The organism is Streptococcus sanguinis, assembly GCF_050223295.1.
Classification (GTDB): Bacteria; Bacillota; Bacilli; order Lactobacillales; family Streptococcaceae; genus Streptococcus; species Streptococcus sanguinis_X.
Map to the genome: position 1 here is coordinate 1,887,032 of NZ_CP071424.1, position 19,151 is coordinate 1,906,182.

Annotated in this window: 17 protein-coding genes; 2 read left to right on the forward strand and 15 right to left on the reverse strand. The window is 44.8% G+C overall.

What is annotated here, in order from left to right; translation table 11 throughout:
• The first annotated feature begins 69 nt into the window (after positions 1-69).
• Complete coding sequence (gene cysK / locus J1C77_RS09305) at positions 70-999, forward strand: cysteine synthase A (RefSeq protein ID WP_002923395.1); 930 nt, start codon at positions 70-72, stop codon at positions 997-999.
• 104 nt (positions 1,000-1,103) lie between these two features.
• Here cysK and J1C77_RS09310 read toward each other — a convergent pair whose 3' ends face one another.
• From J1C77_RS09310 to J1C77_RS09370, 13 genes are all read right to left on the reverse strand, one after another.
• The gene (locus J1C77_RS09310; RefSeq protein ID WP_002901252.1) at positions 1,104-1,466 is read right to left on the reverse strand and encodes a S1 RNA-binding domain-containing protein; all 363 of its coding nucleotides are present in this window, start codon (positions 1,464-1,466) and stop codon (positions 1,104-1,106) included.
• Positions 1,466-2,866, reverse strand: coding sequence for a bifunctional Cof-type HAD-IIB family hydrolase/peptidylprolyl isomerase (locus J1C77_RS09315; RefSeq protein WP_002923394.1), 1,401 nt, complete (start codon positions 2,864-2,866; stop codon positions 1,466-1,468). Before J1C77_RS09315 ends, J1C77_RS09310 begins: the two co-directional genes overlap by 1 nt.
• Positions 2,867-2,905: 39 nt before the next feature.
• Positions 2,906-3,538, reverse strand: a complete 633-nt coding sequence (locus J1C77_RS09320) for a response regulator transcription factor (RefSeq protein WP_002923393.1) — start codon at positions 3,536-3,538, stop codon at positions 2,906-2,908.
• The gene (locus tag J1C77_RS09325) at positions 3,516-4,535 is read right to left on the reverse strand and encodes a sensor histidine kinase (RefSeq protein ID WP_002923392.1); all 1,020 of its coding nucleotides are present in this window, start codon (positions 4,533-4,535) and stop codon (positions 3,516-3,518) included. The genes J1C77_RS09320 and J1C77_RS09325 overlap by 23 nt, the downstream gene beginning before the upstream one ends.
• On the reverse strand, positions 4,532-5,227 hold the full coding sequence (gene liaF, locus J1C77_RS09330; RefSeq protein WP_002893496.1) for a cell wall-active antibiotics response protein LiaF: 696 nt from the start codon (positions 5,225-5,227) through the stop codon (positions 4,532-4,534). Before liaF ends, J1C77_RS09325 begins: the two co-directional genes overlap by 4 nt.
• Before the next feature lie 145 nt (positions 5,228-5,372).
• Positions 5,373-7,220 carry a Stk1 family PASTA domain-containing Ser/Thr kinase gene (gene pknB / locus J1C77_RS09335; protein ID WP_002923389.1) on the reverse strand — a complete coding sequence of 616 codons (1,848 nt, stop codon included), beginning with the start codon at positions 7,218-7,220 and terminating at the stop codon, positions 5,373-5,375.
• Entirely contained in the window at positions 7,217-7,957 is a 741-nt protein-coding gene (locus J1C77_RS09340) for a Stp1/IreP family PP2C-type Ser/Thr phosphatase (protein WP_002923386.1), read from the reverse strand. The genes pknB and J1C77_RS09340 overlap by 4 nt, the downstream gene beginning before the upstream one ends.
• Before the next feature lie 18 nt (positions 7,958-7,975).
• Positions 7,976-9,292 (reverse strand): 16S rRNA (cytosine(967)-C(5))-methyltransferase RsmB, encoded by a 1,317-nt coding sequence (gene rsmB / locus J1C77_RS09345; RefSeq protein WP_002923385.1) that lies wholly within the window; start codon positions 9,290-9,292, stop codon positions 7,976-7,978.
• Complete coding sequence (gene fmt / locus J1C77_RS09350; protein WP_042763163.1) at positions 9,282-10,217, reverse strand: methionyl-tRNA formyltransferase; 936 nt, start codon at positions 10,215-10,217, stop codon at positions 9,282-9,284. Before fmt ends, rsmB begins: the two co-directional genes overlap by 11 nt.
• An 83-nt stretch (positions 10,218-10,300) precedes the next feature.
• The gene (locus J1C77_RS09355; RefSeq protein WP_002923381.1) at positions 10,301-12,688 is read right to left on the reverse strand and encodes a primosomal protein N'; all 2,388 of its coding nucleotides are present in this window, start codon (positions 12,686-12,688) and stop codon (positions 10,301-10,303) included.
• 60 nt (positions 12,689-12,748) lie between these two features.
• Positions 12,749-13,063, reverse strand: a complete 315-nt coding sequence (rpoZ, locus tag J1C77_RS09360) for a DNA-directed RNA polymerase subunit omega (protein WP_002893503.1) — start codon at positions 13,061-13,063, stop codon at positions 12,749-12,751.
• Positions 13,064-13,088: 25 nt separating this feature from the next.
• Complete coding sequence (gmk, locus tag J1C77_RS09365; protein ID WP_002893505.1) at positions 13,089-13,721, reverse strand: guanylate kinase; 633 nt, start codon at positions 13,719-13,721, stop codon at positions 13,089-13,091.
• A gap of 186 nt (positions 13,722-13,907) precedes the next feature.
• A complete protein-coding gene (locus J1C77_RS09370) occupies positions 13,908-15,521 on the reverse strand; it encodes a ribonuclease Y (protein ID WP_002893506.1) in 1,614 nt (537 codons plus the stop codon).
• Positions 15,522-15,885: 364 nt separating this feature from the next.
• Here J1C77_RS09370 and J1C77_RS09375 point away from each other — a divergent pair, with 364 nt between their 5' ends.
• The gene (locus J1C77_RS09375; RefSeq protein ID WP_002893508.1) at positions 15,886-16,368 is read left to right on the forward strand and encodes an S-ribosylhomocysteine lyase; all 483 of its coding nucleotides are present in this window, start codon (positions 15,886-15,888) and stop codon (positions 16,366-16,368) included.
• Positions 16,369-16,470: 102 nt separating this feature from the next.
• On the opposite strand, the gene J1C77_RS09380 is transcribed toward J1C77_RS09375, so the two are convergent.
• Both J1C77_RS09380 and J1C77_RS09385 read right to left on the reverse strand, forming a co-directional pair.
• Positions 16,471-17,928 carry a cell division site-positioning protein MapZ family protein gene (locus tag J1C77_RS09380; RefSeq protein WP_002923379.1) on the reverse strand — a complete coding sequence of 486 codons (1,458 nt, stop codon included), beginning with the start codon at positions 17,926-17,928 and terminating at the stop codon, positions 16,471-16,473.
• Between the two features lie 12 nt (positions 17,929-17,940).
• The gene (locus J1C77_RS09385) at positions 17,941-19,095 is read right to left on the reverse strand and encodes a THUMP domain-containing class I SAM-dependent RNA methyltransferase (RefSeq protein WP_002923374.1); all 1,155 of its coding nucleotides are present in this window, start codon (positions 19,093-19,095) and stop codon (positions 17,941-17,943) included.
• Positions 19,096-19,151: the final 56 nt, after the last annotated feature.

The window sequence follows — 19,151 nt, forward strand, 5'->3', positions numbered from 1 at the left end:
TTTATATTTTACAAAGCGCTTATTTCATTTTATACTAATTCTATTAAATTATATTGAGGTATGTATTCTATGTCACATATTTATCAAAACATTACAGAACTAATTGGGCAAACCCCCATTGTCAAATTGAACAACTTGGTCCCAGAAGGAGCTGCTGAGGTTTATGTGAAGTTAGAGGCTTTCAATCCTGGCTCTTCTGTCAAAGACCGGATTGCTCTCAGCATGATTGAGGCAGCTGAACGCGATGGCCTTATCAAGCCTGGCGATACCATCGTTGAAGCAACCAGCGGAAATACTGGCATTGGCCTTTCGTGGGTTGGAGCAGCTAAAGGCTACAAGGTTGTCATTGTTATGCCAGAAACCATGAGTGTAGAGCGCCGCAAGATTATCCAAGCTTATGGTGCTGAGTTAGTCTTGACTCTGGGCAGCGAAGGAATGAAAGGGGCTATTGCAAAAGCACAAGAAATCGCACAAGAACGCAATGGTTGGTTGCCACTGCAATTTAATAATCCGGCCAATCCAGAGGTTCACGAACGAACAACAGGAGCAGAAATTATCGCTGCTTTCGGTGAAACTGGACTGGATGCCTTTGTAGGCGGTGTCGGAACTGGCGGAACTATTTCCGGTGTATCTCACGCTCTCAAAAAAGTTAATCCAGACATCCAAATATACGCAGTCGAAGCAGACGAATCTGCTATCCTTTCTGGTGAGAAGCCAGGCCCTCACAAAATCCAAGGACTTTCAGCTGGATTCATTCCAGAGACCTTGGATACAGCAGCCTACAACGGTATTGTCCGCGTAACTTCTGATCAAGCACTGGAATTTGGACGCTATATTGGCGGTCAGGAAGGCTTCTTAGTAGGAATTTCATCTGCTGCTGCCATTTTCGCAGCTATTGAAGTAGCGAAAAAACTAGGGGCTGGCAAAAAAGTCCTTGCTCTGGCACCTGATAATGGCGAACGCTATCTGTCTACCGCTCTCTATGAATTTGATGCTTAGTATTTTTTGAAAACATGTCCATTTCAATTCAGCACTCGGCTAGGAATTGAATGGCAATTCTATCTAACAAAAATATCCTGTTCTCTTATGGAACAGGATATTTTTTAAACTTTTTCTTCTTTTAAGAATTTTTTTGCCTCTTTGATCCAGATAGGTAGCTGTCTGCCTAAAGGCTCAAAACCAATTTTACAGCGGTCATTTGAAAAGCGGTGGCGTCTAGGGAGGCGGTGCTTTTCTTCTTCTAGGGTCCGCATGGACAGACTGGACTTCCCAGAAAATTCATCATAGTCCACAACCTGTACCAAGACTTGCTGGCCGATCTTTACACTATCATGGATATTTTCAATATAACCCGGACGAATTTCTGAGATATGAATCAAGCCAATCGTTCCGTTTTCCAGTTCAACAAAAGCTCCATAAGGCTGTATCCCTGTGATTTTGCCTTTTAATTTATCACCGATTTTCATCAGTCTTCAACCTCAATCGTTTCAATCACAACATCTTCCACCGGCTTGTCCATAGCCCCCGTCTCAATAGCTGCAATCTTGTCCAAAACTTGGTAGGACGCTTCATCAGCCAGCTGACCAAAGACAGTGTGGCGCCGATCCAAATGCGGTGTTCCTCCCTGACTGGCATAGACTTCAGCGATAGCTTCAGGCCAGCCGCCGCGGCTCAATTCCTTAGCTGAATAAGGAAGATTTTTATTTTGAACAATGAAAAATTGACTGCCGTTAGTATTCGGTCCAGCGTTTGCCATGGAAAGAGCCCCACGAATATTGTAAAGCTCAGGTGAAAACTCATCTTCAAATTTCTCACCATAGATAGACTGACCGCCCATACCGGTACCAGTAGGATCGCCACCCTGAATCATAAAGTCCTGAATAATGCGGTGGAAAATCACACCGTCATAATATCCATCTTTAGCAAGGGCAATAAAGTTAGCGACTGTTTTTGGTGCCTGTTCCAGAAAAAGCTGAACTTTCATGTCACCATGATTAGTCCTGATAGTCGCTTTTGGACCTTCTGCTGCTGCAAGTTCTACTTGTGGAAAATGTAATTCTTTTTCTACCATACCTAACTCCTCTAAAGCGGCAAAAATACCGTCTTCTTCTACTGTTTTTGTAATATAATCTGCTCTTTTTCGCAGTTCTTCATGGGAAACGCCCATGGCAATGCCAATTCCTGCATAGTCAAACAATTCCAAATCATTGAGTCCGTCGCCAAAAACCATGACATTTTCAGGTTTGAAGCCCAGATGCTCGACAACCTTGGAAACTCCGGCTGCCTTGGAACCTTCTGTCGGCACGACATCTGACGAATGAGGATGCCAGCGAACCAAACGCAGATGCTCCGCTAACGCCTCTGGCAACTGCAGGCCATCTCCTCTATCTTCAAAGGTCCAAAGCTGATAAATATCCTTGTCTAAATGAAAGTCTGGATTTACAGGCAAATCTGGATAAACCACATCAATGGCCTCTGAAATCAGAGAATGTCGATTGGATAAGGCTGCTCCATGGCTGCCGACCAGACCATAGTCAATCCCTACTTCCTGAGCCCAAGCAATATAGGACATCACTCTATCAGACGGGATAACCGTCTGAGAAATCACCTTCCCTTTGCTGTCTTCGACATAGGCTCCGTTCAGGGTAACGAAAAAGTCTGGCTGCAAAGCTCTCAGCTCCGGCACGACACCAAACATCCCTCGTCCAGACGCAATACCCGTCAAAATCCCTTTGTCTTTCAACTGCTTGAAAACTGTCTGGATAGAGTCTGGGATAAAACCAGTATCCTTGACTCGCAGGGTATCATCTATATCGAAAAAGACAATTTTTATCTTTTTTGCCTTATACTTTATTTTTGCGTCCATATCTCCCCTTGTCCAATCTTAATCTTTTCTATTATACCATTAAAAGTCTTCTTGTGGGACAAGATGGTGCTGAAAAGCATAAACAACTGCCTGAGTGCGGTCGCTCACCTCCAATTTGGACAGGATATTGGAGACATGAGTCTTGACCGTTTTGAGGGAAATGAAGAGCTCATCTGCAATCCGTTGATTTTCATAACCCTTGGCCAAAAGCCCTAAAATATCACGCTCACGAGCTGTCAAATCCTCATGGAGCTCGATATGGTTACGATGGTACTCCACTTTCTTGCTGACCTCTGTTTCAATGGCAAATTCTCCCTTGGCCACTTTTTTGACAGCACGGAGAATTTCTTCAGCGCTGGAAGTCTTAAGCATATACCCGTGAGCCCCTGCATCCAGAACAGGATAAATTTTTTCATTATCCAGATAAGAAGTCAAAATCAGAATCTTTGCTTCCGGCCACTCTTTCAAAATGGCCAGTGTCGCTTCAATCCCATTCATCTCAGGCATGACGATATCCATGATAATCACATCCGGACGACTTGCCAATGCCAGCTCAACGCCTTCTTTGCCATTGACTGCTTCAGATACTTCTGCTATATCATCTTGCAGTTCCAGATAACTTTTCAATCCCAATCTGACCATCTGGTGGTCATCCACTAACAATATCTTCATGATCTTCTCCTTCTAGTAAAGGTATCGTGATTTCAATAGAAAGACCTTTTCTGGGGGCTGTCAAAAGCTTAAAGGTGCCCGCCATATCCCGCACACGGTCTTCCATATTTTTCAAGCCGTAACTGAGTTCATCCTGGGCCAGCGGATCAAAACCGACGCCATTATCAGATACCTTGATTTTAAGCTCATTAGGTGCCTGATAGAGGTAAATATCCAACCGACTGGCCTGGGCATGCCGCAGTGTGTTGTTGATAATTTCCTGCATGATTCTGAAGACATGCTCCTCCATCTGTTTGGGTAGATGCCCAACCTGATGATTGAAGTGAACATCAATGTCGCTTTTATCAGTCAACTCCTTGATAATCACATCCATACCTTCGACCAGAGTCTTATTTTCCAACTCTGTAGGTCGCAAATGAAGCAGGAGAATCCGCAAATCCTTCTGGGCTGTGTCAAGAATATCGGCAATCCCCTTGAGCTGCTTTTGCAGTTTTTCTCCATCAAGCCGTTCTACATTTCCAGCCACTCCCGAAAGAATCATATTGGCTGCAAATAATTCCTGACTGACAGTATCGTGCAAATCACGCGCAATTCGCCGCCGTTCTTTTTCGATAATTTTCTCTTCCGTCTGCAGGGTTTGGTTTTCAGACTTTTGGAGATTCTCTGTCAGACGGTGCAGCCTTCTCTCAAGCTGATGCAGAGAGCGATCCAGCTCGGGTTGGTCTGTTGGCTCCAGCCTCCGTCCATCCAGCAAACGCCGAAGATTTTTTTGCACATGGGCTACCGACAGATATTGTATCAAGCGAGCTGCTATCACAATCAGAATGGTCAGTGATAAACCGATAATCACAACAAAGAAAACAAAAGACTGCAACAGCTCCAAATCATTAAAGAGCTCCTGCCAAGTGAAATCGAAAATATTGAAAATATAATGGAAGATGATAAATAAGACAAAGAAAGTATAGAGGAGAATGAGAAAATAATTTGATTTCTTCACTTTCTGACAACCTCCACATTTCCTAAAAAGCTGACGAGGACTATCTTCACTGTCTTATTGGCCCGTTTATAGTCTGGTGTCGTCAGCGAAATGGTTTCATTGCGCAACTTGCGAGATGGATGATGCAGAAAATTCAGCTCCCCGTAAAGAGTATTGATTTGCAGCTGAATTTCCACATCCAACGGCACAATAATCTTGGTATCGCCAAAACCTTTTCGAATGACAATGACATTATCATGGTTGACCAAAATCACATCTTCCAAATGAATGGTGTCTTTCCCAACGATACGTAAAAGATTGATGTCGTGAAATTGGCAGCTGTCCTTAGAAAAATGCTGCAGGTCCCCCAGCCAGCGATTCTTCTCACTCTGAATTTCTACATCTTCTTCGTAAACGAGATGGGTTTCTTGATTTTCCTTATAGATATAAGGGTAGGCCACAATCATCCCATAAACCAGCGCAAATAAAAGGGCAGCAATGACGTAGGGATTGAGCATAATAATGAAAAACAGCATAATCATGGAAGCGACCAGCAGAAAATTCCCTTTTTGCTTGCCGAAGTAATAATAGAGCAGCAGCAAAAAAAGGACCAAGATAATGACAACTCGTGAAAAATCAGCTGCCAACATGGTCACCAATGCCATGGATAATAAGACTGTTTCAACAAAGACAAATAATTGAACCTTCCACATAGCCGTTTCCTTTCTCTACCTTCCTATTTTAACAAAATTAAACCAAAAAACCTCCGTCCAAGGCATGAAATGGGGAAATTTGTCCAGCAAAAAAGAAAAAACCATCCTTTCAAGCCAGAAAGCTTAAAAGGATGGCCTAGCTTCATCAATGGTCGGAAGAACTAGAGCTACTAGAATGACTTTCATCATCGGACGATGAACTGCTCTTTGAGCTGCTAGATGATGATGATGAGCTAGATGACGATGGTGTTGTTGCTTCTGTCACGTAAAGAGTGATTTTTTCATTAGATTTGAGGTCAATTGTCTGACCTGCCGCTGGTGATTGGGAAGTTACCAAGTCTGCCTGAGTTGAAGTGACTGAACGGTCAACAACTCGCTCAATTCGGGAAGAAGAAATTCCCATTTGAATCAAGTAAGAACGTGCATTCGCATAGGTGTACTGCATGCTGCCAAAGTCAGGCATGGCCACACTAGTCACTTCTTTCGCTACTGTCAGCTTGATCTTATGATTAGAAGTCAAATCATAGGTCGAACCGGCTGCCGGTGACTGACGAATCACCTGACCTGGCTCGTACTCGTCCGATTCCTCCTCAACAATCTCAATCAATTTCTCAGGAACCTTAAAGTTTTCTTTCAAATCTTTGACGGCCGCATCTTTCAGTCTCTCAGTATAATCTTCCATCACAAAGGTCTTGGGCCCCTTGGAGATAATCAGGTCAATCTTGCTGCCTTCGCGGCGCTGACTATTGGCCTGTGGATCAGTTTTAATGACTTTGCCAGATTCGACATTGTCGCTGTATTCTTCCTTTTCGTCTCCGACAACCAGCTTCTTAGCTTCGATAGCGGAACGAGCCTCTGCTACAGTCTGACCAGAAACATCTGGCACGCTGGTATTGGATGGGCTATTATAAAGAAGGACAACAAAAGCCGCCAAAACCAATAGGACTGCAAAGAAAAGTACTTTGTAACGCGTTCTCAAACGACGTTTCTTTGGAACTTTCTTAACCGCATCGGCTGTCTCTTCCTTAACTTCAGTCGCTTCCGCTTTAGGCGGAGTTGGCTTAACAGGTGGAACTGCTGGCTGCGGTACAGGTGAGATTTTTGGCAAGGTCTTGGTGTCTGCTTTCGCAACATCATCAAAGACTAATTTCTTTTCATTGCGGCGCTCATAAGATAAGCTGCTGGACAAGTCAACATACATCTCTGCAACTGACTGATAGCGATCCGTCAGTTTTTTGGCTGTTGCCTTAATAACCACATTTTCCAAGGCCTGAGGCACATTAGGATTTTCAGAAATGATGGATGGCAGCGGCTTTTGGAAATGCTGAAGAGCAATCGTAACGGCACTATCCCCATCATAAGGGATATGACCAGTCAGCATCTCATAAAAAATAATCCCCATCGCATAAATATCACTCTGAACAGTTGCTTTAGAGCCACGTGCCTGCTCAGGCGATAGATAATGAACTGAGCCTAGCATTGAGTTAGTCTGAGTCAGACTTGTCTCCGCAAAGGCCACCGCAATTCCAAAGTCTGTTACCTTGGCATTGCCATCTGGGGTCAAGAGGACATTTTGTGGTTTCAGGTCACGATGGACAATACCGCGTGTATGCGCCAAGCGCATCGCCAGCAAGATTTGTCCCATGATTCTGACTGCTTCTTCATTTGAAATCGGAGAATTCTCTTTGATATAGCGCTTGAGGTCAAGACCTGCCACGTATTCCATAGCCAGATACTGCTGGCCATCTTCTTCCCCAATATCAGTAATCCGAACGATGTGCGGATGGTCCAAGTCAGCCATCGCCTTAGCTTCCCGCTGGAAACGCGCGACAGCGATAGGATCTGTCTGGTAATTGGTCCTAAGAACCTTTACCGCAACTTCCTCACCATCCAAAATCAAGTCTTTGGCCAGATAGACATCTGCCATACCTCCGCGGCCAATCTGCTTGATAATTTTATATCGCCCGGCAAAGATTTTGCCGATTTGAATCATGCCTTATCCTCCTTGTCAAAGCGAACCAGAGCAACTGTGATATTATCCAGTCCTCCAGCATTGTTGGCAAAGCGAATTAAGGTTTCTGTTTTTTCAGACAGGCTGATGTCGCTGGTGACAATGTCACAAATTTCACTGTCTGAAATCATATTGGTCAGACCGTCACTATTAAGCAGAAGGTAGTCACCATCTTCCAAGGTAATCATGCCATAGTCAGGCTGCACTTCGTCTTTTTGACCAATAGACTGGGTAATGATATTCTTCTGCGGATGACGCTCTGCTTCTTCTGGAGTAATCTGTCCAGCTTTCAACAAAGCATTAACAAGCGAGTGATCATTAGTCAGCTGACGGTATTCATCACCACGAATCAAGCCGATACGAGAATCGCCGATATGGGCATAGATGGCTTGATTATCAATGATAGCCAAGGCTTCCAAAGTCGTTCCCATACCCTTGTATTCTTCATCTTGACCAAATTGATGAATGCGCTGATTTTCCTCTTCCAAGTGCTCCGCAAACCATTCACGCACCTGATTCACCGAATCAATCTGTGTATCAACCCATGCAGCTCCTAAGTCTGTCACAGCCATTTCGCTAGCAATGTTTCCAGCTCTGTGGCCGCCCATACCATCTGCCAAGATGATCATGGTTTTGCCAGCCCGATTCACAAAAAGATTGGCATAATCTTGGTTATTTGTACGCTTTTGACCAACATCTGTTAATAATGAAATTTCCATACTGTCAGTTTCCTCCTCTTATTCCGATATCTTCCTAAATTGACTGATAAAAAATCCGTCGCTTTCATATAATTCCGGCGTAATCAAGATACAGCCGTCTTTGACGATATCTTTTCTTTCATGGTCTAATAAGACTTGCTCAAAGTTTGGATGACTGGCCAGAAATTTCTCGACAACCTCAAAATTCTCTTTGGCCATAATCGTGCAAGTACTATAAGCTATTATACCACCTTTACGTAGACTTTGACAAACGCTGTCTAGTATATCCAGCTGAATTTTTTGTAAATTCTCAAAATCTGCATTTTCTTTATTATATTTTATATCCGGTTTGCGGCGAATTAAGCCAATACCAGAGCAAGGAGCGTCCACCAGGATTTTATCGAAAGCATCTGGGCCAAATGTCTCAAACACCTTGGTCGCGTCTAGCTTTTTCGTAGTGATTTTATCAGCCAAGCCCAGTCTTTCTGCATTTTCTTCTACGAGCTCTAACTTATGATCGTAGAGATCTAAGGCTGTAATGTGACCGTTCGTCAGATAGGAAGCCATGTGGACAGTCTTGCCGCCCGGTGCACTGCAGGCATCCAGAATCTGCTCCTCTCCTTCGATGTCCAGAGTAGGAGCCACCAGCTGACTAGACTCATCCTGAATCGTAATCGCTCCGCTTTCAAAGAGCTGATGCCCAGCAAAATGCCCCTGTCTTTTAACCAAGGCTGACGGAGATAAGAGCGAGTCCTCAGCCCCTAAAAGCTGGCGAAGCTCTGCCTTGCGCGACATATCCGTCACGCGAATGCTGGCCTTGCTGCGAACAAAGAGACTGGCAAAGATAGCTAGAGCTCTTTCTTCGCCAAACTCTTCTATCAGGTCTTTGACCAGCCAGACCGGCAAAGAATACTGGATCGAATAGCGCTTGTTTTTGCGCTTGATTGTTTCAAAATCAGCCACACCCTCACGCTCAATCCTACGTAACAAGGCATTGGCAAATTTTTCGCTGCCTCGTTTACGTATTTTCGCAATCTCAATAGCCTCATGAACAGCTGCATGCTGAGGGATTTTGTCCAGATAGAGCATCTGGTACAGACTGAGCATAAGCAGAATGTAGAGCCAGTTATCTAATTTATCCCTATCCTCAATCAGATGGGAAAGATACCATTCCAGAGTGATTTTCCGAGCAACTGTGCCGTAAACCAGCTCTGTTACCAGACCTTTATCTGCTTGACTCAGCGGACTTTGACTCAAAGCCCGGTTTAAGGCGATATTGGAATAGGCTCCTTCTTCAAAAACTTCTTCCAAAATTTCCAAGGCCTGCCAACGGGCCGTTTTTTGCTTACTTTCCAAAAGTATCTCCTAGGGACAGGCTGCGGCCCAGTCCATTCAAAAAATCAACGATAGCCATCTTGGGCTTACCAGCAGGCTGAACCGTCTTCAGCGAGAGGGCTCCCTTACCAGCTGCAACCACCAGTTCTTTTTTACTAATAGACAATATCTGTCCCGGCTGACCGCTACCAGCCATCATATCTGCTTCGTAAATCTTAAAGCGTTGCCCCTGCAGCAAGGTATGAGCTACTGGCCAAGGATACATGCCACGAATTTGATTGAAAATTTGGCGGTTTGTTTTGCTCCAGTCTATCCTCTCTTCTTCTGGGCTGATATTCGGAGAGAAAGTGACCTGACTAGGATCCTGCGGCTGAGGGATAATCTGCCCAGCCCTATAAGCTGGCAGAACATCCAATAACAGATCTCGACCGATAAGCGCCAATTTTTCAAAGAGAGTTCCGACATTGTCAGTCTCTTCAATCGGCGTCGCCTTACTGGCTATCATATCTCCAGCATCCATCTCCTTGACCATTTCCATAATCGTAACACCCGCTTGCTCATCGCCATTGATCAGAGCATAGTGAATGGGTGCACCACCTCGGTATTTAGGCAGCAAAGAGGCATGAACATTCACCGCAAAGTCAACACTGTCCAGCAAGCGGCTAGGCAAAAACTGCCCAAAAGCAACTGTGACAATACCATCTGCTTCTAAGTTCATCAACTCCTCTAAATCTGAGCTTTGAGCTAGCTTTTCCGGTTGATAAACCGGAAGCTTGTATTCCAAGGCTAACTCTTTTACTGGAGTCATGCGAATCTCTCTTTTTCGACCGACGGCACGATCCGGCTGCGTTACCACTGCTAACACTTCATATTGACCGCTGTCCAGCAGCCCTTTTAGGACAGTCGCTGAGAAGTCCGGTGTTCCCATAAATATTATTTTCATCATTTTCAACTATTGATTCCTTCTTTGTTCCTTCCCTTATTATATCAGAAGTCGTCTACAACAACCTTAATCTCGGCTAAAATGCTTCACATAAAATTTTGTGGCTCATTATCAATTGTCAGGCGTAAATCTTTATTGTCCCGATTCTGCGTCCAGTCCAAGACTTGATTTAGCGTCGCCTGCAGCTTGTCCTCAAAGCGATATTTGAGTAGAATCTGATAATGATAGAGATTGTGGGTGCGGGCAATCGGCTTCGGCGTTGGACCCAGGATTTGCACTTTTTCTGACAGACCGCTTCGCAGAATATCCATAACCTCATAGGCTTTTCGAACTGCTGTCTCTTCGTCCTTGTGCGACAGGGTTAGACCGACCGTAAAGTAATATGGCGGATAGCCTAGCTGTCGGCGGATTCCCATTTCATAAGCATAAAAGCCTTCATAATCCTGCTGCTTGGCAAACTCAATCGCATAATGATGAGGATTGTAGGACTGGATAAAGACCTGACCAGCCTTTTCAGCCCGACCAGCCCGGCCAGCCACTTGAGTCAGCAGCTGGAAGGTTCGCTCTGAAGAGCGAAAGTCCGGTAGATTAAGAGCAGTATCTGCATTGAGAACACCAACTAGCGTCACGTTTGGAAAATCCAGCCCCTTAGCAATCATCTGGGTGCCTAAGAGAATATCTGCCTGCCCCTGACCAAAGCTTTCTAAAATGGCTTCATGACTGCCTTTCTTACGGGTCGTATCTACATCCATCCGTAAAATGCGAGCCTGTGGAAAGAGCTGAACCAACTCATCATAAGCTTTCTGCGTCCCCGTCCCATAATAGCGAATGCTGCGGCTGGCACAGTTAGGACAACTCTGAGGAATATTTTTAGCAAAACCACAGTAGTGGCAGTTCATGGTCTTGGTGTCCATATGCAGGGTCAGAGAAATATCACAGTTGGGACAGCTGTCAACGGTCCCGCATTCCCGACACATAACAAAGCTGGAATACCCCCGCCTGTTGAGCATGAGAACCGTCTGCTCTCCCTTATCCAGACGATCTTGAATAGCCTTTAGCAGAACCGGGGTGAAATTACTGGCTTCATGCTGCCCGATATAATCCCGGAAATCCACCACTTCCACTTGAGGAATCTGGGCCAACGGATTTGCACGCTTGCTGAGCAGCTGAAAATCATAGACTCCACGGCTTGCTCGGGCACGGCTCTCCAAGCTCGGAGTTGCCGAACCCAGCACTAAGACAGCTTGATTGTACTGAGCTCGCAAGAGAGCCACCTCTCTGGCATGATAACGAGGATTGGAATCCTGCTTGTAGGAAGATTCATGCTCTTCATCAATGATAATGGCTCCAATATTTGTCAGCGGAGCAAAAATAGCTGAACGCGCACCAACAACAACCTGGGCAGCTCCTCGCTCCACCTTGCGCCACTCATCATATTTCTCACCGTCAGACAGGCCTGAATGCAAAATAGCAACTTGGTCGCCAAATCTAGAAATAAAGCGGTCAGTAACCTGCGGAGTCAGAGAGATCTCTGGAACCAGCATGATAGCGGTCTTGCCTTGGGCCAGTGCCTCTGCGATGACCTGTAGGTAAACTTCGGTCTTCCCACTGCCCGTGACCCCTTCTAAGAGGACTGGCTGAGAATGACTCTGACCAATTTTCTGAGTGATTGCCGCAACCGCTGCAGCTTGTTCATCATTTAAGGTCAGGCTTTGCTGCTGCCGCTCCTTTTGGAAATAAGCAGCAGAACGGCTGATTTCTCTATCCTCAATGTTAATTAGATTTTCTTTGATAAAGTAATTAATAATATCGCGCGAAAAGTTTTCTCGCAAATTAGCCAAGAGCCGGCTATCCTGCTGTTCTAGCAAGATTTCTTTTAATGCTTGTTTCTTCTTAGCTTGTCGGGGAAGGTCATGATTTTGCAAAGCGGTATGATTGACCTGATACCATTTCTCAGTCTTAATATGCTTCTTGTCCGTCGCCTGATACTCTAGTCGAATGCGGCCAGTCTGGGTCAGTCGCATCAGCTTGGCCTGACTTTTCTTGTCCAAATCAGAAAAGCGAAGACTGTCCTCCTGACCAAAGATAGCTGAACGTTCCTCATCATTCAGCAGCTCTGTCGGGTAGAGCAATTTATCATAGCTGGAGTTGAGAAGACTAGGCAGCATGGCCTTTAAAAGGGTAATCTTATAGGAAAAGACTGACTTGCGCAGCTCGTCCGCCAGCCAGAGCTGTTCCTGATTCAGCACGGGACTGAAATCAAGGACTTCTGCAATCTCCTTTAGCTCTTCTTGGTCTCCCATCTCATCAAAACCAACCACAATCCCTTGAATCAAGCGATTCCCCTGACCAAAAGGGACATGTCCCCGCATGCCAGCCTCCAGCATTCCTGCAAACTCTTCTGGAATAGCATAGCTATAGGGCTTGTCCGTCTGCATCAGAGGAACATCTACAATAATCTTTGCTACCTTCACATTCTCACCCCACTTTCCTAAACATCATTACAGAAAAAATAAGATTGAGCATCCCCAACCTTAAATCTTCTCACCTTCTTCTTTTTCTTTAGCGATTTGCTCTTTAATCTTGCGTTCTTCTTCTTCTTTACGCAGGCGCTCTTCTTCTGCTCGACGGCGAACTGCCTCGCGCTTGCCTTCTGGATCTGGATGGATAACGACATTGCCGGATTCAATTTCTTCCAAAGCACGAAGAGTGGATTTGACAGACTTGAATTCCTGCGTAGCGGGAGCTCCAGCTTCAAGCTCATGCGCACGCTTAGCTTCTAAAATAACCAAGGAATATTTTGACGGAACCTTGTCCAGCAAAGTGTCAATAGACGGTTTTAACATCATAATTTTCTACCTAATTTCTAACTTTCTATCGAATAATCGTTTCATTTTTGGGAAGCATGTCCTGATAACGGCCGATAACACGGTCTACTCGGAAATGCTCTGCTTCAATCACGCGCTTGACACGGTCGGCAGCCAGCGGCACCTGATCATTGACAATGGCATAATCATACTCGCGCATAAGGGCAATTTCTTCTTTGGCCTTTTCAATGCGCTGGGCGATAATCTCAGCACTGTCTGTCCCGCGGCCGACCAAGCGGTCTTTGAGTTCTTCTAAGTCTGGAGGAGTCAAAAAAATAAAGACGGCATCTGGAACTTTTTTCTTGACTTGCAAAGCTCCCTGAACTTCAATCTCCAGGAAGACATCAATACCTTTATCCAGCGTTTCATTGACATAAGTCAGAGGCGTCCCGTAGTAGTTTCCTACATACTCTGCGTACTCCAGCATCTGGCCCTGACGAATCAGCTCTTCAAACTCCTCGCGAGTGCGGAAGAAATAGTCAACTCCATCCACTTCGCCTGGACGCTGAGGACGAGTCGTCATGGATACCGAGTACTGAAATTGGTTATCAGTGCTTTCAAAAATTTCTCGTCTAACAGTCCCTTTTCCTACACCAGAGGGACCAGAAAAGACGATTAGTAAGCCTCGTTCCGTCATCATGTCTCCTTCACAGTCTTTCTATCTAGTGTAACAAAATTAGGCTGATATTTCAAGAGGATAGGAAGAAATGTATGTGTCTAGAGTTTTGAGAAAATAGAAAAATAATCAAGCAATCATACGGAAAACAAAATAGACCAGCAAATAATTCAAGAAAAAAGCAATCTGTTACTAGACTGCATTTCTTCTTTATTTTGCGTAGTCAACGGCCCGCATCTCACGGATGACCGTTACCTTGATATTGCCCGGATATTCCAAGTTGTTTTCGATTTTTTCACGAACATCGTGAGCCAAAATCGTAATCTTGTCATCCTTAATCTTGTCCGGCTGAACCATAATCCGGATTTCCCGGCCTGCTTGTAAAGCAAAGCTGTTCTTGACTCCCTTGAAGCTATTGGCGATTTCTTCCAAATCTTGGAGACGCTTGATATAGCTTTCCAGAGATTCACTGCGGGCACCTGGTCGAGCAGCACTGAGTGCGTCTGCTGCAGCTACGATAACAGCAATGACACTTTCTGCTTCCACATCTCCGTGGTGGCTGGCAATCGTATTAACAACAACTGGATGCTCCTTGTACTTACGAGCCAGTTCTGTTCCGATTTCCACGTGGCTGCCTTCAACCTCACGGTCAATAGACTTACCAATATCATGGAGGAATCCAGCACGGCGAGCTAAATTAGCATTTTCACCTAGCTCAGCAGCGATGATACCGGAAAGCTTGGCAACCTCAATAGAATGCCTCAGGACGTTCTGACCATAAGAAGTACGGAACTGCAAGCGACCCATGATTTTCATCAAATCAGGATGCAGGTTAGGAGCTCCGATTTCATAAGCTGCTGCTTCCCCGTACTCACGGATGCGATTGTCAATTTCCAGACGATTCTTCTCAACCAACTCCTCGATGCGGGCTGGATGAATGCGACCATCTTTCAAGAGTGCTTCCATGGTCATACGAGCAATCTCACGTCGAATCGGATCAAAACCTGAGAGAGTAACCACTTCAGGCGTATCATCAATGATGACATCAATACCAGTCAGACTTTCAAAAGTTCGGATATTGCGACCTTCACGGCCAATAATCCGACCCTTCATACTGTCATCTGGCAGATGCACCGTTGAGTTGGTTTGCTCAGCTACATAATCACCGGCAATACGCTGCATGGCTTGGACCAAGATATTCTTCGCAACCTTGTCAGACCGCTCTTTGATATCTTGCTCCGCATCCCGAATCCTAGTCGCAATCTCTTTAGAAAGCTTGTCCTCGGTCTGCGTCAAAATAATATCACGCGCTTCTGTCTGTGATAGCGAAGCAACTCGCTCCAGCTCTGCTGCCTTCTGCTTTTCAAGTTCCGCTACTTGTTCTTCACGCGCATCAATGTGTTTAGATTTATCTGAGAGACTTTGTTCTTTTTGCTCCAAAGCCTTTTCTTTGTTGCTTAAATTATCGTCTTTGCGGTCAAGGGTAGAAGCGCGCTCTGTCAAGCGGCTTTCGATTTGTTTCAACTCTTGACGTTCAGACTTAAATTCTGCATCAACTTGTTCACGATATTTTCTGGCTTCTTCTTTTGCCTCCAAAAGTGCTTCTTTTTTAAGCGAACTTGTTTCTCGCTTGGCTTCTTTGACAATCAAATCAGCTTCGCGTTCAGCTTGTCCGCGTAAATTGGTTGCTTCTTGTTCAGCATTTAAAAGAGTAAGCTCTGCAGCTTCTTTAGATGATTTCATCTTAGCTGAGACACTTACATATCCAATCACTAAACCAATGATGGCAGCAAAAACAGACATAATTATAGGAAATAGGTCCATGTTTTTACTCCAAATCTATTTAATTGTTGAATTCAAAATTCCATACTATTCTATCACAAATCTAAAAAATTCACAAACCTATTTTTTGAAAAACAAGAAAGCTTTTGTCCATTTTTTAGAGACAAAATCTTCAAAGTTTGTAGAAGCCTGAGTACCAAAACTTTCTCAAACCATAAGCAAGATTGTTCAATTTTTTCATTTTCCTAAGATGTAAACTTTATTCCCAAATAAAAAATTTTTATGCTATAATCAGAGAAGAAAAGGTGTCAATGAGACGGGCTTTTTCTTACCTAACAAGACAAACTTATGGCTTGATCTCACTAGAAAAACCTTCTCGCACTCGCTACATTGTAAAGGAGAAACCATGTCTAAAGAAGTTATCGTTGAAAGCTTTGAGCTGGATCACACCATCGTCAAAGCGCCTTACGTTCGCCTCATCGGAGAGGAAACTGGCCCTAAAGGCGATATCATTTCCAATTTTGATATCCGTCTGGTTCAGCCTAATGAAGATTCCATTCCGACTGCTGGCCTGCATACCATCGAGCATTTGCTGGCTATGCTGATTCGCAAGCGCATTGATGGTATGATTGACTGCTCGCCTTTTGGCTGCCGTACTGGTTTTCATATGATTATGTGGGGCCAACACAGCTCCAGCCAGATTGCTCAGGTCATCAAATCCTGTCTGGAAGAAATCGCTGAGTCAACTAGCTGGGAAGATGTCCCTGGAACAACCATTGAATCCTGCGGAAACTACAAGGATCACAGCCTCTTTTCAGCCAAAGAATGGGCTAAGCTCATTCTCAGCCAAGGAATCTCTGACGATGCCTTTGAACGCCATGTGATTTAAAACAGTAAAAAGTTCTCGAAATCGAGAACTTTTTTTGTGCATGTATAATCAAATCCATCAACAGACTTGAAAGCCAGCTGCTGAAGAAATGTTCACAGATGACTAGAAATCAAGCGAATCAGCATGACCTGGTCCATTTCCAACAAAGTATCCAGTCTTACAGTTGATACTGAAGAGGTAGGTGCCGTCTGGCTTGAAGAGGTTATAGTAGCCGTTTCCTTTAATAATATTGACGCGTTCCAGGATATAGTTATCACCAGAAATATAGCCACGCTCACGAGAAGTTTGCAAAATCTTCTCTAGAACACCAGGATTGAATGTCCAAGCTGGATTGTTGACGTCATCAATAGCTGCTTGATTATAAGGAACACGACTGAGATCTCTCTGCAGATTTACTCCATTGCTAGGAAGACCATAGCCAGAGTATGAGCTGGAAGCGCCTGAACCAGAAGCAGACGAGCTTGAACCTCCACTTGTACCTGCCCCTGTGCCTCCCTGATCAGTAGCAGGCGCTGGTGTTGGTACCTGTTGGCTACGTCCTTGGGCAATCGCTGCTTTTAGAACTTCATCTAGCTTAGCATTGCCACTTGATACATCTGAGAAAGTCGCATTTGTATTGGCCTTGGCTTCCTTATTCAAGACACCGTCAGTGATCGCTCCGCCATCAAACTGTGAATTGACACTTTGGATAGCCGAAATCTGCTTGACCAAGGAATCATACTTGCTCTTGGCTGCATCATAGTCTTTGCTGCCTTTTAGCTTTTCAAGTAAGGTTTTTAATTTTTCCAAGTCACCAAATTTACTGTTTTTGACAGCTGTTTGATTGCTATCTGTGAAGAATGCAGCATACTCATCATTAAAGGACTTCAAATCCTTGGCAATATTATCAGAGCTAGAGGAAGACGAGCTCTTTTTGCTGGACTGCGATGTTGAAGAGCTGGAGCTTGTTACGGTCTTGTGCCCCCAATTATGCCCCAGAGCAAAGTAAAGCCCCGTGCCCGCTACAGCAATCCCTAAAAGTCCTAAAACTGGATAAAGGAAAGCTTTTTTCTTGTAGAAAGGTGTCTTAGGAACCTGTAATTCCTTTTCATCAAGCGGTTCTGGAATAGGACCGTAAGATGTCTTTTGAACGGGAGCGGCAGGAACCGCATCTTCCTGCTCTGAGCGTTGACTGCGAGAACCTAAGGGATTTGGAGCTGCTTCTGGCTCACTTGCTGTCTCAGTGGCTGTCAACTGAGCTGCTGGAATCTCCTGCTCACTTTCAACCTCTTGCCGTCTTTCTTTGATGAAGTCGGTCAAATCAGAAGAGGCTTGCTCAGCTTGAGCAGCTTCCTGCTCCTGCAGCTTTCTGATTTTCTGAGTTTCAAATTTTCCAGCTTCGATTTCCTGACGGTGCTGCTTGATGTACTTATCCAGCACATTGTCGCTTTCATTCACACCGGCTTCCAGCTCCTCTTTTTTACGAGTAGCTTGACCGACTGTCATTTCCTTGGCCTCTTCAAAATCAAGGACCGACTCTTTCTTTTCTTCTTCCGGTGAGTAGTTTTCTTCTTTCGTCACGGCAAATCCTTTCTAATCTAACTGACGTTTGACACGCTGGCCAAAATACTGATATAAATCCACTTTTAAAGTTCCATTATAAAGTTTGCGTTTTTTATCGGCCTGACTGCCATATTTGCTTTCAAAAGCTTCATCGCTAGTCAGGATAAACTTGCTCCAGGTTTTGAGCGGAGCAAAGGTTTCTCCCATCTCCTGATAAAGACGAGTCACAGCCTCATCATCTAGGAGGCGCTCCCCGTATGGCGGATTAGAGATAATCACACCATTAATCTTATCTGTATGCAAATCCTGCAGACGCATCTGCTTGAAGTGAATCTGCTCTGCAACTCCTGCTTGCTCAGCGTTTTTTCGAGCTAGTTCTACCATACGGCCATCGATATCCGAGCCAGAAATATCCAGCTGAATGGTCTGATCAATCTGACTGAGTGCAGTCGAGCGAGCCTGTACTACCAAGTCTTTATCTACCCAATTCCAGTCTTCAAAGGCAAAGGAACGATGAAGTCCTGGTGCCATCTTCATCCCTATCATAGCAGCCTCGATACAAAAAGTACCAGAGCCGCAAGTCGGATCAATCAAAGGCTTATCTGGATACCAGTTGGACAGGAGTAAAATGGCCGCTGCCATATTTTCCTTAATCGGTGCACCGCCTTTATCGACACGATAGCCACGTTTGAAGAGGCTAGACCCTGTTGTATCAATCATGACCGTCGCTACATCTTTTAGAATAGAAACCTCTATCCTAAACTCAGCTCCATTTTCCTGCAGGGGCACCCCTTCCGGACGTGCATAATGCTTCTGCAGCTTCTTGACAACTGCCTTTTTAGAAATAGCCTGAACACTAGGCTCATTGTGAAGTTTTGACTTGACACATTTGGCCTTGGAAATAGGAAATTTAGCTCCCAGCGGTAGATAATTCTCCCAATCCAGAGCAAAAACTCCTTGAAAGAGCTCTTCAAAAGTCTTGGCTGGAAAACTGCCAACCACTATCTTAATCCGATCGGCCGCGCGCAGCCAGAGATTGGTTTGAATAATCGTACTGACATCACCCTCGAAGCGAACCCGACCATTTTCGACCTGACAATCAAGTCCCAGCTCTCTGATTTCACGGCCGACGACAGCTTCTAGCCCTGCCGCTACGGTCGCAATTAAATTAAATTTTTCTTTCATCTCGGCTTTAAAATGGATTCCAATCTATACAAACAAAGGGAGTGAGACAAAAATCG

Excerpts from the sequence above, each read along its gene's own strand:
- cysK (WP_002923395.1), top strand. The coding sequence starts at position 70 with ATGTCACATATTTATCAAAACATTACAGAACTAATTGGGCAAACCCCC.
- liaF (WP_002893496.1), bottom strand. The coding sequence starts at position 5,227 with ATGTGGAAGGTTCAATTATTTGTCTTTGTTGAAACAGTCTTATTATCC.
- J1C77_RS09370 (WP_002893506.1), bottom strand. The coding sequence starts at position 15,521 with ATGGACCTATTTCCTATAATTATGTCTGTTTTTGCTGCCATCATTGGT.
- pknB (WP_002923389.1), bottom strand. The coding sequence starts at position 7,220 with ATGATTCAAATCGGCAAAATCTTTGCCGGGCGATATAAAATTATCAAG.
- J1C77_RS09315 (WP_002923394.1), bottom strand. The coding sequence starts at position 2,866 with ATGGACGCAAAAATAAAGTATAAGGCAAAAAAGATAAAAATTGTCTTT.
- gmk (WP_002893505.1), bottom strand. The coding sequence starts at position 13,721 with ATGATGACGGAACGAGGCTTACTAATCGTCTTTTCTGGTCCCTCTGGT.
- J1C77_RS09385 (WP_002923374.1), bottom strand. The coding sequence starts at position 19,095 with ATGAAAGAAAAATTTAATTTAATTGCGACCGTAGCGGCAGGGCTAGAA.
- J1C77_RS09375 (WP_002893508.1), top strand. The coding sequence starts at position 15,886 with ATGTCTAAAGAAGTTATCGTTGAAAGCTTTGAGCTGGATCACACCATC.
- rpoZ (WP_002893503.1), bottom strand. The coding sequence starts at position 13,063 with ATGATGTTAAAACCGTCTATTGACACTTTGCTGGACAAGGTTCCGTCA.
- J1C77_RS09340 (WP_002923386.1), bottom strand. The coding sequence starts at position 7,957 with ATGGAAATTTCATTATTAACAGATGTTGGTCAAAAGCGTACAAATAAC.
- J1C77_RS09310 (WP_002901252.1), bottom strand. The coding sequence starts at position 1,466 with ATGAAAATCGGTGATAAATTAAAAGGCAAAATCACAGGGATACAGCCT.
- J1C77_RS09320 (WP_002923393.1), bottom strand. The coding sequence starts at position 3,538 with ATGAAGATATTGTTAGTGGATGACCACCAGATGGTCAGATTGGGATTG.
- fmt (WP_042763163.1), bottom strand. The coding sequence starts at position 10,217 with ATGATGAAAATAATATTTATGGGAACACCGGACTTCTCAGCGACTGTC.